The organism is Streptomyces sp. NPDC031379, assembly GCF_055569615.1.
The window spans coordinates 168,626-182,177 of record NZ_JBVIIT010000003.1; the positions used below are offsets into that span (position 1 = coordinate 168,626).

Genomic DNA, 13,552 nt, shown 5'->3' on the forward strand with positions numbered 1-13,552 from the left:
GGTGATGACGGACGGCGACCCGGGGTCGCCTGTGGTGGGGCGGCGGGTGCGGCGGGGGCCTGGTCAGTGGAGGCGGGCCGTCTCGGTTCCGGCCTGCCGGGGGTCGTCGCGGACCGGCCGGAGCAGGGTCAGACAGGCCGCGGCGACGTCGTCGGTGCGGATGCGCAGGAGGCGTGTGTCGGGGGTGCGGCCGTGCGGGTCGCCGGGCGGGCCGGGCTTCCACAGGGCCAGGTGGTGCGGGCTCGGGGGCGGGCCCCACAGGCGTGGGGATATGGGGCCGAACAAGGTCACGGAGCGGGTGCCGTGGGCGACCGCGAGGTGCGCGACGCCGGTGTCGCCGCTGAGCACCAGGGACGCCTCGGCCACCAGCGCGGACAGCTCCCCGGGGGGCAGGCCGCCGGTCAGCACGTCACGCGCGCGCTGTCCGCCGCGCTCGGCGACCGAGCGGACCAGGGCGTCCTCGTCGGGGCCACCGGTGAGCACCACGTGGTGTCCCGCGGCGCGCAGGCACCGTACGACGGCGGCGAACCGCTCCCCCGGCCAGCGGCGCGCGCCCGAGGCCGCTCCCGGGTGCACGACCACCGCGCCCGGCGCCGGAGACGGTGTGCCGGGGCGGGGCAGCCGCAGGTCGAGGGGGTCGGCGGGGATGCCGTAGCCGTGCAGGAAGGCGCACCAGCGGTCCCGTTCGTGGACATGGGCCTGCCAGGGCGGCCCGTCCGGGCAGGCGTGGGCGAGCAGCCGGCGCGGGCGCAGGGCGGCGAGCGCGTCGCGGCTCTCGGGACCGTTCCCGTGCAGGTCGATCGCCACGTCGGGCGGCGGCCCGGTCCAGTGCGCGAGGGACGGCACGGCCCGCCCGGGCGCCTCGGCCGGGAACACCTCGTCGAGCGCACCGGTGGCCAGGGCGAGTCCGGCGAGCCCCGGCGGCTGCGCGAGCACGACCCGGTGGCCCGGAAAGGCCCGCCGGACACCGCGCAGCGCGGGCACTCCGGCCAGCAGATCACCGAGCCCCAGCGCGCGCAGCACCAGGACGGTCGGGGGGTGCGGGGTCAGGTCACCGAGCGGTTCCTCCGGTGGGTACGGGAGCCGGAGCCCCGCGGTCACGGTGTCCGCCCGGAGGGGGACGCGGGGGACAGCGCCGCGCGGCGGGCGAGGACGGTGGTGGAGCGGCCGTCGAGGTAGGGCAGCAGCAGGACCTGTCCGCCCCAGCTCTCCACCAGGGGCTGTTCGGGCAGCCGGGTGCGCGCGTAGTCGCCGCCCTTGGCCCAGATGTGCGGGCGGAGTTCGCCGAGGATGCGTTCGGGTGTGTCCTCGTCGAAGACGGCGACGGCGTCCACGCACTCCAGGGCGCGCAGCACCCGTACCCGGTCGGCGGCCGGGACGAGGGGCCGGCCCTCGCCCTTGCGGCGGCGCACCGAGTGGTCGGAGTTGACGCAGACGATCAGGCAGTCGCCGGCCCGGCGGGCGGCCTGGAGCAGGGCGACGTGGCCGGCGTGCAGCAAGTCGAAGCAGCCGCCCGCGGCGACGACCGTGCCGCCGGCGGCACGCACCCGGGTGGCCGTGCGCACGGCGTCCGCGGTGGTGTCCCCGTCGGACGAGGCCGCGGGCCGGTCGGGTCGCTCCGCGGCGGCGACCGCGCGGGCGCCGCCCTCGGCGACATAGCGGGTGGCGGCGTGCACGGCGGCCTGGACGGCGTCCTCGGTGATCGTGCCGTCGGCGAGCAGGGCGGCGGCGGCCGCGGCGAACCGGTCACCGGCCCCGCACGGGTCGCCCGCCGCGGCAACCGGGGTCGGCACGAGCAGCGGGGTCTCGCCGTGGGAGAGCAGCGCACCGCGCTCGCCGAGGGTCACGGCGACGGCCTGGACCCGCCAGGCCCGGACGAGGGTGCGGGCGTCGCGGGCCGCGGTGCGCAGCCCGGCCTCGTCGCCGGGGCCGTCGCCGTCGGCGATTCGCCGGGCGAAGGCGCGGGCCTCCTGCGCCGAGGGGGTGGCCAGGCGGACGCCGGGGACCGGTGCCCCGCCCCGTACATGGGGGTCCCAGACGACGGGCGCCCGGGTGGCGGCGGTGCTCAGGGCCGCCCTGAGCACGTCGGCGGTGCCGCGGCCGTAGTCGGCGACCAGGATCCCGTCGGCCCTGGTCACGATGGCCTCGGCGGCCTCGGTCGCCGCGCGGGCGCGGCCCTCTCCGTCGTCCAGGCGCAGCAGCGGCCGGTCTCCGGCGAGGATGCGGGTCTTGCTGCTGAGCGTGCCCTCCAACGGCACCTCCACCAGGTCGACGCGGCCGGCCAGCAGTGCGCGCAGGGTGTCGCTGGCCGGGTCGTCGCCGAGGGCGGTGACGAGGGTCACCGGGCGGCCGTCGCAGGCCGCGAGGCAGGCGGCGAGGGCGGCGCCGCCCGGCCGGGAGCTGCGCCGGGTGCCGTGCACCACGGGGACGGGCGCGTCCGGGGCCAGGCGCTCGGCCCGGCCGCACAGATCGTGGTCGAGCAGGGCGTCGCCCACGACGAGCAGGGGCGTGGCGCTCATGTGTGCCCCTTCCTGGGGGCTACGGGCACGTCGGGCGCGGCGCGGCCGACGGTACGGGCCCGGCCGACGAGCCGGCCCACGACGCCGGGCCTGCCGTCGGAGCCGTCACGTCCGGCCCGGTGGGCCTCGCCCCGCCCGACCGCCCGGTCGAAGGTCTCGCAGAGCATGTGCACGGCGACCAGGTGCAGTTCCTGCACGGTGGCGGGGCTCGGGGCGTCCACGCACAGCGACTCGTCCGCGCCGAGCTGCAGCGGGTTGGGGGCCCGCCCCGTCAGCGCCCACACCGTCATGCCGAGGCGGTGAGCGCGCTCGGCGGCGGCCAGCAGGTTGGCGCTCGCGCCGCTGGTGGACAGCAGCATGAGGACGTCTCCGGGGCGGCCGTGGGCGGCGGTCTGGCGGGCGAACACCTCCTGGACGCCGTAGTCGTTGGCGATCGCGGTGGTGGAGGAGGTGTCGGCGTGCAGGGCGACCGCGGAGAACGGCGGCCGGTCGTCCCGGTAGCGGCCCACGAGTTCGGCCGTCAGGTGCTGTGCCTGCGCGGCGCTGCCGCCGTTGCCCGCGACGAGCAGCCGGGAGCCGCCGCCGAGGCGCCGGGCGAGTTCGGTGCCCCAGCGCTCGATGAGCGGGCCGCGGTCGCGGAACCTGTCCAGGGCCCGCGCCAGGTCGTCGCAGTGGGCGGTGCCGGCGACGGGCCCGGTGGCGGTGTGCGTGCCGGTGACGGTCTTCATCGGACGACTCCCGAGAGCGAGCGGACCGAGGACACGGCGCCGTACACCCCGGCGACGCCGTCGGCCACGCGGTCCCAGGTGTAGTGGGCGAGCACCCGCTCGCGGCCGGCGGCGCCGTAGCGGGCGAGCCGGTCCGGGTCGGCGAGGAGGGAACGGACGACCGCGCCGAGGTCGTGGTCGTCGTCGGCCGGGACGAGGACGCCCGTGGTGCCGTCCACGACCGTGTCGAGCTGACCGCCCACCGCGGTGGCCACGACCGGGGTGGCGCAGGCCATGGCCTCCAGCGGGACGATGCCGAACGGCTCGTACAGGGGCAGCGACAGGACGAGGTCGGCGCTGGACATCAGCCGGGGCACCCGGGCCCGGCCGACCCCGCCGAGCAGGGTCACGCGGTCCAGGACGCCGTACTCAGCGGCGAGGGAGCAGAGGCGCCCGGCCTCGGGGTCGCTGCCGAGCAGGTCGGCCTCGGGTCCGCCCGCGACGAGGAGTTCGGCGTCGGGGACGCCGGCCAGGGCGCGGATGGCCCGGTCGAAGCCCTTGCGGGGCACGAGCCGTCCGACGGCCAGCAGCCGGCGGCGCGCGCCGGGCGGCCGGGGCGGGGCGACGGGGGCGAACTGGTCGGGTTCGACGCCGCAGGGCACGACGCTGATCCGGTCCTCCGGCAGGCCCATGGCCTTCAGTTCGGCCACCTCGTCACGGCACGTGGCGATGATCCGGGCGCACTCGTGACCGATGGCCTCCTCGATGGCGAGCCGTTCGGCCGGGCTGGTGTCGGCGGCACCCTGATAGCGCTTCTTCACGGTGCCGAGCGCGTGGTAGGTCTGCACGACGGGGACGCCGAGGCCCCGGCTGCCGGTCAGGGCGGCCAGGCCGGACATCCAGAAGTGGGCGTGCACCACGTCGGGCGGGCTCGTCGTCCACTGCCGGGCCAGGTGGTGGCCGAACTCTGCCATGTGGGGCAGGAGTTCGTCCTTGGGGACGGGTGCGGGCGGCCCGGCGGGCACGTGCACCACCTGCACACCGTCGATCAGGGTCATCCGGTCCGGCAGGGCCGCCGAGTCCCGCCGGGTGTACACCGTGACCCGATATCCCTTCCTGGCGAGCTGCCGGGCGACCTGCGCCACGTACACGTTCTGCCCGCCCGCGTCCGGTCCGCCGAGCGCGGCCAGCGGGCTGGCGTGCTCGGAGACCATGGCGACGCGCCCGGCCGGGTGCGGATTGCGGCTCATCGGATGACCTCCTTGATCAAGCGTTCCCAGTCGTCCAGGAAGCGCCGCTCCCCGTAGCGGGCCTGTGCCGCGGCCCGGGCCGCCTCGCCGGTGCGGCGGGCGTGTTCCGGTACGGCGAGGAACCTCCGCACGGCGTCCTCCAGTACGTCGAGGCGGTTCGAGACCACCCCGGCGCCTTCGGGTATCGCCTCCCGGGCCTCCGTGGTGTCGAGGGCGACCACGGGCATGCCCAGGAACATGGCCTCCAGCAGGGACAGGCCGAGCGAGGTCCAGCGCACGGGGTGCAGATAGACCCGGCAGCGGGCCATCTCCCGGTGCAGTTCGTGCTGCGGCAGGTCCCGGGCCCGGCAGCGCTCGGGCGGCAGGCCCAGGTGTTCGGCGAGGCCTTCGGTGCGCATCCCGAAGACGTCCAGAGGTACGGACCGGGCGAACCGGGGCAGCAGGTCCGTGCCGGTCGTACGGCCCCTGCGCAGGGGCTCGTTGACCACGACGGCCGCGCGTCGTTCGGTGCCGGTCCACAGCGGGCCGGGGTCGAGGATGCCGTGCTCCACGACCTCCGTCGGGGCCTGGCCGTTGTCCCACATCAGCCGGTTGAAGTGGGTGACGTGGACGACCGGGATCCCGGACTGCCCGGACAGCGGGTGCGGTTGCCGCTCCGGAGACCCGTCGGGGCTGTTGTGCTCGACGTACACGGCGGGCACGTCCACGCCGGGACGGCGGCCGGTCCAGCGCAGGGCCAGGTCGAGTTCGTGCGGCCGTTGCAGCACCATGAGGTCGATCTCGGCGTCCCACAGCTCCTTCGGGGTGCGTTCCCGCACGCTACCGGGCCAGTCCCAGGTCACGGCCCGGCCGAGCCCGTCGGGGCCCCGGTCCTCGGTGACGGGGACCAGGTAGGTGTGCGGGCCCTGCACGAAGGCGGTGAGCCAGGATCCGTGCACGTGCCAGACGAGGATGTTCATGAGTGCCGCTCCTGGATGAGCTTGTGGACCGCGCGCACCACGTCCTGCCCGGTGACCTCGTCCAGGCAGGGGTGGCCGGGCACCGGGCAGGTCAGTGCCCTGGTGTCCGCGCACGGCGCCGACTGGTCGCCGAGCAGGATGACCGGGACGCCGTACGGTGCCCAGCGGGCGGCCGGGACCACCGGCGCGAACAGGGAGACCACGGGGGTGCCGACCGCGGCGGCGAGGTGCGCGGGGCCGGTGTTGGCGCTGACCACGACGTCCGCCATGCGCAGCACCCCGGCGAGGGTGCGCGGGCCGGTCCGGCCGCCGAGGTCCACGGCCAGGTCCCCGCTGACGCGCCGGGTGAGGTCCGTCTCCTCCGGACCGCCGGTGACGACCACGCGGTGCCCGGCGTCGGCGAGCAGCGCGACCGCCTCCTCGCAGCGGTGCGGGCTCCAGGCACGGGCCGGGACGCTGGCGCCGGGGTGCACGACGACGTACGGGCCACGGCCGGTCAGGCCGCTGGTGTCCGGGGGCGGCAGCACCCGCAGCCGGCCGTCGTCCCCGGGCGGTGGCGGGAAGCCCAGGGCGGCGGCGGTGTCGAGGGCCGCCTCGGCCTCGTGGCGACCCGCCGGCCGCCGGTGGCGCACGTCCAGCAGCCGCCCGGGGTGGTCGGTGCTGTCGGCGCCGATCCGGCCGACGCCGGCGAGCCGCAGCAGCAGCGCGGTGGGCAGGGGGCTCTGGTGGAACGAGGTGAGGATCAGGGCGGTGTCGAAGGCCCCGGCGCGCAGCCGCCGGACCAGTGCGTCGATGTCCGCCGGGCGTACCGGGGGCGGGTCGAAGCCCTCCCAGGGCGCCTCCCACACCAGTACGTCGTCGACGGCGGGCAGCAGCCGGGCGGCGTCCGCGCCGCGCGGGCCGCACAGCAGGGTGACGTGGGAGGAGCGGGCGGCGACGGCACGTACGGCGGGGCCGGCGAGCAGCACGTCGCCGAAGCTGTCGAGGCGGACGACGAGGGCTTTCATCGCGACCGCCCGCCGACCGGGACCGTCCTGTCCCCGAGGACCGAGCGCACCGCGGTGAGCACATCGGGGGCGCTCCGGTCGGCGAAACGTTCCACCTCTTGTGCCGCCGTGGCCGCGTTCGGGACCAGCACGCCCCGGGCGCCCGCCGCGTCGGCGGCCAGGACGTCGGCGGCGATGTCGCCGATCACCAGGCACTCGGCGGGCCCGACGCCCAGCCGCGCGGCCGCCGTGAGGATCAGCCCCGGCCGGGGCTTGCGGCACCCGCAGCCGGCGTCCGGGGCGTGCGGGCAGAACACCCAGGTGTCCAGTCCGCCGAGCAGCGCGTCGGCGCGCTCGTTGACGCGCCGCACCTGCCCGGCGGTGAGCAGCCCGCGTCCGATGCCCGACTGGTTGCTGACCACCCCGGTGGCCAGGCCGTGGGAGCGCGCCAGCGCGACGGCCGCGGCGGCGCCCGGAAGCGGCCGCACCCGGTCGGGGTCGCCGTTGTACGGCACGTCGGCGACGAGGGTGCCGTCCCGGTCGAACAGGACGGCGGAGACGGTGCTCACCCGGCGCCCCCCAGGGGTTCGGCGTGCCGGTGGCGGACGACTCCGCGCAGCCAGTGCCGGACGGCGAGGGGCGGGATGAGGACGCTGGTGCCGAGCATCCCGGCGATCTCGCGGGCGGTCCGGGGACCGGGCAGGATGCGGGCGAGGGCGAACTCGGCGGTGCCGAGCGTCCACAGGGCAGCGCAGACGGTCGCGGCGCGGCGGCGGCCGGCCAGGGCGCAGGAGGCGGCGGCGAGCGCGGCACCGGTGACCGCCAGGTGGCGGTGCAGCCGGCCCCGGGGCGCCTGGGCGCGGTCCCACCAGTCGCGGCCGTGCAGCCGGTTCATCAGGGCGTCGTCGGCGTTGCCGCGCTGTGCGGGCAGCGAGGCCCACCAGTGGGCGGCGCGGACCGGGTGCCGGGTGACCCGCTTGCCGCGGCGCAGCGACCAGCCGGCCCGCTGCACCCGCAGGGCGAGGTCGGCGTCCTCCCGGAAGGCCCGCGGGAAGCGTTCGTCGAAGCCGCCGGCCCGGGTGAGCGCCTGGGTGCGGTAGGCCATGTCGGCGGTGGCCCAGGCGGCGTTCTCCAGGCCCTTGGTGTTGCGTTCCCAGTCGGTGGGCCGGCGGTCCAGGGGCAGGGGGACACGCAGCTGCCCCTGGATGCCGCCGACGTCCTCGCCGGCCTCCCGCAGGTCCTCGGCGAGCAGCCGGGACCAGTCCGGCAGCACCTGGACGTCGTCGTCCAGGAAGACCGTCCAGGGCGTACGGACGGTCCGCCAGCCGGTGTTACGGGCGGCGGCCGGGCCCTTGCCGTGGGTGCGCAGGGTCCGTACCCGGTCGAGGAGCTGTCCGGCCGTCTGGAGCGGCAGGTCGCCGTCCGGCTCGGGCCGGTCGTCCACGACGACGACCTCGTGCGGGGGGTGCCCCTCGGCGTCGGCGAGCGCGCGCAGGCACTGGGCGAGGCACGGGCGGCCGATCGTCGGGACGACGACGGTGTAGGCGGGGGCGTCGGTCATGCGAACGCCTTTCCTCGGCGGATCGCGAACGGCCCGAGCACCAGCAGGTCGACGGGGGCGGAGCCGAAGCACTCCAGCGCGTCGCGGGGGTCGTCGACCATGGGCCGCCCGGCGGTGTTCAGGCTGGTGTTGACCACCACGGGCAGCCCGGTGCGCCGCTCGAAGCCGTCGATCACGCGGGCCACCAGGGGCTCCTGGGCCCGGTCCACGGTCTGGATGCGGGCCGTGCCGTCGACATGGACCACGGCCGGGATGCGGGCCTTCCAGTCGGCGGCCACATCGTGCACGAAGAGCATGTGGGGGCTGGGCAGCGGTCCGTCGAACAGTTCGGCCGCGCGTTCGGCGAGCACCATGGGCGCCACGGGCCGGAACTCCTCACGGCCCTTGACGGCGTTGAGCCGCTCCACGTTGTCCGCCCTGCCGGGATGGGCGAGCAGCGAGCGATGGCCGAGTGCCCGGGGCCCGTACTCGCTGCGGCCCTGGAACCAGGCCACGATCCCGTCGGCGGCCAGCGCCTCGGCGGCCGTCTCCGCGATGTCGGCGGGCTCCTCGTACGGTACGGCCGCCCGCTCCAGCCACGCGCGCAGCTCGGCGTCGCTCCAGCCACGGCCGAGCGCGGCGGTCCGCATCGGCTCCACGGTGTCCTTCTGGCCGGCGACGTGCGCGGCCGCGCCCAGGGCCGTGCCGGCGTCTCCGGCGGCGGGCTGCACCCACACGTGCCGGAAGCCGCTCTCCCGCCACAGCCGGGTGTTGGCGACGCAGTTCAGGGCGACACCGCCGGCCATGGTCAAGGCGTCCTCTCCGGTGCGCTCGCGCAGCCACCGGGCCAGGGCCAGCATCGCCTCCTCCAGGCACCGCTGGGCGCTGGCCGCGAGGTCGGCGTGGTCCTGGCTCCAGGCTGCGCCGGCGGGGCGCGGCGGGACGAGGTCGGCCCAGGGCACCGGGCGGGCCCGGAAGCCGCCCCGGTTGTCGGCGTGGACGTACTCGCTCAGCCGGCCGGCGAAGCGGGGGGCGCCGTAGGAGGCGAGCGCCATCACCTTGAACTCGTCGCTGCTGCGCAGGAAGCCGAGGTGCTGGGTGAGGTCCTCGTAGAACAGGCCGAGGGAGTCGGGCAGTTCCTGGGTGGCGAGGACGGTCAGCTCGCGGTCGGTGTAGCGGCCGGCCAGGTGGGAGCCGCACTCGCCGCGGCCGTCCAGGACGAGGACGGCGCAGTCGGGGTACGGCGAGACCGGTCCGGCCGAGGCGGCGTGCGCCACGTGGTGCGGGACGAAGCGGACCTTGGCCGGGTCGAGTCCCGGCAGGGCCTCGGCGAGGAAGTCCGGGGCCCGGCGGGCGTACTGCCGGCGCAGGTGGTCCCAGGGGTCGTGCAGGCCCATCCGCTCGGCGGGCCGGGCGAGGGCCGGGTCGTAGGAGTAGGCGACGGCGTCCAGGTCGGACGGGGTGAGCCCGGCCTGCTCCAGGCACCAGCGGGCCGACTGCTCGGGCAGCTCCCAGGCGGAGAAGGGCACGGGCCGCTTTCCGTGCTTGCGGCGCGAGAACCGCTCCTCCTCCGCCGCCGCCATGACCCTGCCGTCGGTGATCAGGGCCGCGGCGGGGTCGTGGAAGAGTGCGTTGATACCGAGGACGTGCATGCGCTGTCTCCAGGGCGGCGGACGGACGGGGGTCTGGTCAGGAACGCGACGGGGCCTGCTCGCCGTCCGGGGACAGGGCCGCGAAGTAGGCGATGGTCTGCTTCAGGCCCTCCTCCCAGGGGATCTGGGGCGACCAGCCGAGCAGCTCGTGGGCGAGGGTGGTGTCGGGGCGGCGCCGGGCGGGGTCGTCGACGGGCCGGTCGACGAACGCGATCGGTGAGCGGGAGCCGGTGAGGGCGACCACCCGGCGGGCCAGGTCCGCGACGGTGATCTCGTCGCTGCCGCCGATGTTCACCGGCCGCACGGACCGGCTCGCCGCCACCCGCAGGACGCCGTCGACGGTGTCGTCCACGTAGCACAGCGAGCGGGTCTGGCTGCCGTCGCCGGTGACGGTGAGCGGGTCCCCGGCCAGGGCCTGGCAGATGAACGTCGGCACCGCCCGGCCGTCGTGGGCGCGCATCCGCGGCCCGTAGGTGTTGAACAGCCGCACGATCCCGGCGTTCGTGCGCCGGGTCCCGGCGTGCGCGGTGACGAGGGCCTCGGCGAACCGCTTGGACTCGTCGTAGACGCTGCGCGGCCCGACGGGGTTCACGTTGCCCCAGTAGCCCTCGTGCTGCGGGTGTACCAGCGGGTCTCCGTACACCTCGGAGGTGGAGGCGAGCAGGAAGCGGGCGCCGTCGCGTTCGGTGATCCCCAGGGCGTTGCGGGTGCCGAGGCTGCCCACGTCCAGGGTCTGCAGGGGCATGCGCAGGTAGTCGGCCGGCGAGGCCGGACAGGCGAAGTGGAGAACCAGGTCGTACGGGCCGGGCAGCAGCCGTGGGCAATCGGGGGCGCAGACGTCGCAGTGCACGTGGCGGAAACCGGGCCGGCCCTCGAGGTGCGCGACGTTCTCACGGCGGCCGCAGGCCAGGTTGTCGGCGCAGTCGACTTCGACACCTGAATCCAGCAGCCGTTCGCACAGGTGGGAGCCGAGGAAGCCGGCGCCGCCGGTCACGAGGGCGCGCCGCCAGGAGAACGGAGTGTCACCAGTCATGGAGGGCTATTCCTTCGTCCACGTCGTCCGCGCCCCAGAAACGCTTCTGGTCTGGGCGTTCGGCGCGTACCGCGTCCGCCGGCTCCGGCGTCGTCGGCCCGTTTCGGGAAAGAAAGGACAGGGCCCGGGTCCCGCTGATCCGGAGGACCGCCCTGGTCGGCCGCCGCTGGCTGGACGGCACTGGCTGGCTGAGTTCCCCTGCCAGTCGTCTTCACACGTTGATTCCTATTGTCCGGATCGCCGGGTATCCGCGCGACTCCGGTGAGGGCGTACCACGGTGCAGAGGGCTCCGCACGCCGACACTGCCGCCGCCCGCACGACGCCTTCAGAACCTGTCGCCGACCCGCCACCGCTGCCCGCTGCCCGCTGCCGTGGTCGTCACCGCCCGGCTGTGCAGCCTGGTGCCCGCGCGGCGCACCGGCGGGCCGGCCGTCGCCGCCACGGCACTGTTTCCGGGCCGGATGGCCGCCGCCCGCCACTCGATGCGCTGACCGGGCGCGGGTGGGCCGTGTAACGCACGGCGGCCGGGGCACTCGGCGCGGCGACGGCCGGCCGCTCACGGCCGCCGCGATTCTCGCAGGAGGTAACGGACATGGGTCACGGCGGAAACGTCATCCAGGAGCTGACGACCGATCACCGCGAGGTCGAGGAGTTCTTCGGCCGTATCGAGGCGCTGCCGCCCGGCTCCGCGGAACGCAAGAACCTCGCCGACCAGGCCACGATCGAGCTGGTACGCCACTCGGTCGCGGAGGAGGCCTACCTGTACCCGGCGGTGCGCGAGCACCTTGCGGGCGGGGACGCCCTGGCCGACAAGGAACTCGAGGATCACGCCAAGGCCGAGCAGATCATGAAGGACCTGGAGGGCTGTCAGGCGGACGATCCGCGGTTCGACACGCTCATGACGCAGCTGATGAGCGAGATCCGGTCCCATGTGGCCGACGAGGAGCAGAACCTCTTCCCGCAGCTGGAGGCGGCCTGCCCCGCGGACGCGCTGATGGAACTCGGCGACAAGGTCCGGCGCGCGAAAAAAACGGCTCCCACCCGTCCGCACCCGTCGGCGCCGGACACGCCCCCGGCCAACAAGCTGCTGGCACCGGGCACGGGTCTGGTGGACCGGCTGCGCGACGCGATGTCGGGGCGGGGCAAGGAGAGCTGAGCGCACGGCGGTTCGCACGGCCTCCCGGTGCCCGCCCGCCTCGACGGCGGGCACCGGGAGGCCGTGCGCGTGGCGGGAGCCGCCGGCGCGGGCTCAGAGCCAGGGGCCGACCCGGGCGCCCTGCCGGGGCCGGTCGCGGACCGCCCGGCACAGCAGCCGGAACGCCTGGAAGAGGGTCAGCGGCCACAGCAGCGCGAAACACCACAGCAGCGCCACATCCGAGGTACGCATGCCCATGACGGCCACGAACACCGACGCGACCGCGAACAGCAGCACCGCCACCGGCAGCCAGACCCCTCGGCGCGCCGCGGCCATGCGGCGGGCGAACCCGCGGTCCTGCCGGAGATTCGCCTCGATCTGCAGCAGCGCGAGGCGTTCGCGCGGCGACAGCCGGACCTCGTCGTGCATCTCCCACATCTCCCAGTCGTCCACGGCTACGGCACCTCCTCCGCCGGGTCGGCGGCCTCCGTGTCCCCGGGCGCCCGAGTTCCCCCGACGGCCCGGCCGATGCGGTTCGTGCGCCGGACCGGGGGTGCGACGGCGACACCCTTCACATTCCGTAGCGTCGGTGGACGGCCCAGGCGCACCGGCTGCGCCTTCGACGTGCCGCGCTCATCGCGGACCGTGACGAGAAGCGCTTGCACGTGACCTCACCTGGTCCAAGGTCGATACTGCCATTAGCTCTATCGGCGAACCCGGCCCGACGTCGGACCGCGCGGCCCACCCGCAAGGCTCACTAGGAGATACCGATGAGGATGCTGATCAACGTGCCGGAGACGGTCGTGGCGGACGCGCTGCGTGGCATGGCGGCCGCCTATCCCGATCTGAACGTGGACGTGGAGAACCGGGTGATCGTCCGCCGGGACGCGCCCGTGGTCGGGCAGGTCGGGCTCGTGTCGGGCGGTGGATCGGGGCACGAGCCGCTGCACGGCGGGTTCGTCGGCCCGGGCATGCTGTCCGCCGCCTGCCCCGGAGAGGTGTTCACCTCGCCCGTGCCGGACCAGATGGCGCGCGCCGCGGCCGCCGTGGACAGCGGTGCCGGAGTGCTGTTCATCGTGAAGAACTACACCGGCGACGTGCTCAACTTCGACATGGCGGCCGAGCTGGCCGAGGACGAGGGAGTCCAGGTCGCCAAGGTGCTCGTCAACGACGACGTGGCGGTCACCGACAGCCTCTACACGGCCGGGCGGCGCGGTACCGGCGCGACGCTGTTCGTGGAGAAGATCGCGGGCGCAGCCGCGGCTGAGGGGCAGCCGCTGGAGCGGGTGGAGGCCGTCGGCCGCCAGGTGAACGAGAACTCCCGCAGCTTCGGTGTGGCGCTCAGCGCCTGTACGACACCGGCGAAGGGCAGTCCCACCTTCGATCTGCCGGACGGCGAGCTGGAGTTGGGCATCGGCATCCACGGCGAACCCGGCCGGGAGCGGCGCCCGATGATGACCTCCGGGGAGATCGCCGACTTCGCGGTGAACGCGATCCTGGAGGACATGCCCCCGCGCAGCCCCGTGCTCGTGCTGGTCAACGGCATGGGTGCCACCCCGCTGCTGGAGCTGTTCGGCTTCAACGCCGAGGTGCAGCGGGTGCTGAGCGAGCGGGGTGTCGCCGTGGCCCGCACCCTCGTGGGCAACTACGTCACCTCCCTGGACATGGCGGGCGCCTCGGTGACGCTGTGCCAGGTCGACGAGGAACTGCTCAGGCTCTGGGACGCGCCGGTGAGGACCCCGGCGCTGCGCTGGGGGATGTGAGGGCGGAC

Annotated in this window: 14 protein-coding genes; 3 read left to right on the top strand and 11 right to left on the bottom strand. The window is 75.5% G+C overall.

Annotated elements, in window-relative coordinates; all coding sequences use genetic code 11:
• Positions 1-63 precede the first annotated feature (63 nt).
• The 10 genes from ACZ5CW_RS05630 to ACZ5CW_RS05675 are packed head-to-tail and all read right to left on the bottom strand — an operon-like array spanning position 64 to position 10,646.
• Positions 64-1,101, bottom strand: coding sequence for a glycosyltransferase family 9 protein (locus ACZ5CW_RS05630; RefSeq protein WP_468598662.1), 1,038 nt, complete (start codon positions 1,099-1,101; stop codon positions 64-66).
• Positions 1,098-2,519: a PfkB family carbohydrate kinase gene (locus ACZ5CW_RS05635; RefSeq protein ID WP_468598664.1), complete on the bottom strand. Its 1,422-nt coding sequence runs from the start codon at positions 2,517-2,519 to the stop codon at positions 1,098-1,100. Before ACZ5CW_RS05635 ends, ACZ5CW_RS05630 begins: the two co-directional genes overlap by 4 nt.
• Positions 2,516-3,247, bottom strand: a complete 732-nt coding sequence (locus tag ACZ5CW_RS05640) for a D-sedoheptulose-7-phosphate isomerase (protein WP_468598665.1) — start codon at positions 3,245-3,247, stop codon at positions 2,516-2,518. The genes ACZ5CW_RS05635 and ACZ5CW_RS05640 overlap by 4 nt, the downstream gene beginning before the upstream one ends.
• The gene (locus tag ACZ5CW_RS05645) at positions 3,244-4,476 is read right to left on the bottom strand and encodes a glycosyltransferase (RefSeq protein ID WP_468598667.1); all 1,233 of its coding nucleotides are present in this window, start codon (positions 4,474-4,476) and stop codon (positions 3,244-3,246) included. The genes ACZ5CW_RS05640 and ACZ5CW_RS05645 overlap by 4 nt, the downstream gene beginning before the upstream one ends.
• Positions 4,473-5,435, bottom strand: a complete 963-nt coding sequence (locus ACZ5CW_RS05650; RefSeq protein ID WP_468598669.1) for a glycosyltransferase — start codon at positions 5,433-5,435, stop codon at positions 4,473-4,475. The genes ACZ5CW_RS05645 and ACZ5CW_RS05650 overlap by 4 nt, the downstream gene beginning before the upstream one ends.
• Positions 5,432-6,442, bottom strand: a complete 1,011-nt coding sequence (locus ACZ5CW_RS05655) for a glycosyltransferase family 9 protein (RefSeq protein ID WP_468598671.1) — start codon at positions 6,440-6,442, stop codon at positions 5,432-5,434. The genes ACZ5CW_RS05650 and ACZ5CW_RS05655 overlap by 4 nt, the downstream gene beginning before the upstream one ends.
• Positions 6,439-6,990, bottom strand: a complete 552-nt coding sequence (locus ACZ5CW_RS05660; protein WP_468598673.1) for an HAD-IIIA family hydrolase — start codon at positions 6,988-6,990, stop codon at positions 6,439-6,441. The genes ACZ5CW_RS05655 and ACZ5CW_RS05660 overlap by 4 nt, the downstream gene beginning before the upstream one ends.
• A complete protein-coding gene (locus tag ACZ5CW_RS05665; protein WP_468598675.1) occupies positions 6,987-7,982 on the bottom strand; it encodes a glycosyltransferase family 2 protein in 996 nt (331 codons plus the stop codon). The genes ACZ5CW_RS05660 and ACZ5CW_RS05665 overlap by 4 nt, the downstream gene beginning before the upstream one ends.
• Complete coding sequence (locus ACZ5CW_RS05670) at positions 7,979-9,613, bottom strand: carbamoyltransferase family protein (protein ID WP_468598677.1); 1,635 nt, start codon at positions 9,611-9,613, stop codon at positions 7,979-7,981. The genes ACZ5CW_RS05665 and ACZ5CW_RS05670 overlap by 4 nt, the downstream gene beginning before the upstream one ends.
• A 37-nt stretch (positions 9,614-9,650) precedes the next feature.
• Complete coding sequence (locus ACZ5CW_RS05675; protein ID WP_468598679.1) at positions 9,651-10,646, bottom strand: NAD-dependent epimerase/dehydratase family protein; 996 nt, start codon at positions 10,644-10,646, stop codon at positions 9,651-9,653.
• Between the two features lie 218 nt (positions 10,647-10,864).
• Here ACZ5CW_RS05675 and ACZ5CW_RS05680 point away from each other — a divergent pair, with 218 nt between their 5' ends.
• Both ACZ5CW_RS05680 and ACZ5CW_RS05685 read left to right on the top strand, forming a co-directional pair.
• Positions 10,865-11,137 (top strand): hypothetical protein, encoded by a 273-nt coding sequence (locus tag ACZ5CW_RS05680; protein ID WP_468598680.1) that lies wholly within the window; start codon positions 10,865-10,867, stop codon positions 11,135-11,137.
• 101 nt (positions 11,138-11,238) lie between these two features.
• The gene (locus ACZ5CW_RS05685; protein WP_468598681.1) at positions 11,239-11,802 is read left to right on the top strand and encodes a hemerythrin domain-containing protein; all 564 of its coding nucleotides are present in this window, start codon (positions 11,239-11,241) and stop codon (positions 11,800-11,802) included.
• A 93-nt stretch (positions 11,803-11,895) separates the two neighbouring features.
• On the opposite strand, the gene ACZ5CW_RS05690 is transcribed toward ACZ5CW_RS05685, so the two are convergent.
• The gene (locus ACZ5CW_RS05690; protein ID WP_468598683.1) at positions 11,896-12,234 is read right to left on the bottom strand and encodes a DUF3040 domain-containing protein; all 339 of its coding nucleotides are present in this window, start codon (positions 12,232-12,234) and stop codon (positions 11,896-11,898) included.
• A gap of 317 nt (positions 12,235-12,551) precedes the next feature.
• Here ACZ5CW_RS05690 and dhaK point away from each other — a divergent pair, with 317 nt between their 5' ends.
• Positions 12,552-13,544: a dihydroxyacetone kinase subunit DhaK gene (gene dhaK, locus ACZ5CW_RS05695; RefSeq protein ID WP_468598685.1), complete on the top strand. Its 993-nt coding sequence runs from the start codon at positions 12,552-12,554 to the stop codon at positions 13,542-13,544.
• Positions 13,545-13,552: the final 8 nt, after the last annotated feature.

Coding starts and splice junctions, on each gene's coding strand:
- ACZ5CW_RS05635 (WP_468598664.1), bottom strand. CDS start 2,519: ATGAGCGCCACGCCCCTGCTCGTCGTGGGCGACGCCCTGCTCGACCAC.
- ACZ5CW_RS05670 (WP_468598677.1), bottom strand. CDS start 9,613: ATGCACGTCCTCGGTATCAACGCACTCTTCCACGACCCCGCCGCGGCC.
- dhaK (WP_468598685.1), top strand. CDS start 12,552: ATGAGGATGCTGATCAACGTGCCGGAGACGGTCGTGGCGGACGCGCTG.
- ACZ5CW_RS05675 (WP_468598679.1), bottom strand. CDS start 10,646: ATGACTGGTGACACTCCGTTCTCCTGGCGGCGCGCCCTCGTGACCGGC.
- ACZ5CW_RS05655 (WP_468598671.1), bottom strand. CDS start 6,442: ATGAAAGCCCTCGTCGTCCGCCTCGACAGCTTCGGCGACGTGCTGCTC.
- ACZ5CW_RS05645 (WP_468598667.1), bottom strand. CDS start 4,476: ATGAGCCGCAATCCGCACCCGGCCGGGCGCGTCGCCATGGTCTCCGAG.
- ACZ5CW_RS05640 (WP_468598665.1), bottom strand. CDS start 3,247: ATGAAGACCGTCACCGGCACGCACACCGCCACCGGGCCCGTCGCCGGC.
- ACZ5CW_RS05685 (WP_468598681.1), top strand. CDS start 11,239: ATGGGTCACGGCGGAAACGTCATCCAGGAGCTGACGACCGATCACCGC.
- ACZ5CW_RS05665 (WP_468598675.1), bottom strand. CDS start 7,982: ATGACCGACGCCCCCGCCTACACCGTCGTCGTCCCGACGATCGGCCGC.
- ACZ5CW_RS05650 (WP_468598669.1), bottom strand. CDS start 5,435: ATGAACATCCTCGTCTGGCACGTGCACGGATCCTGGCTCACCGCCTTC.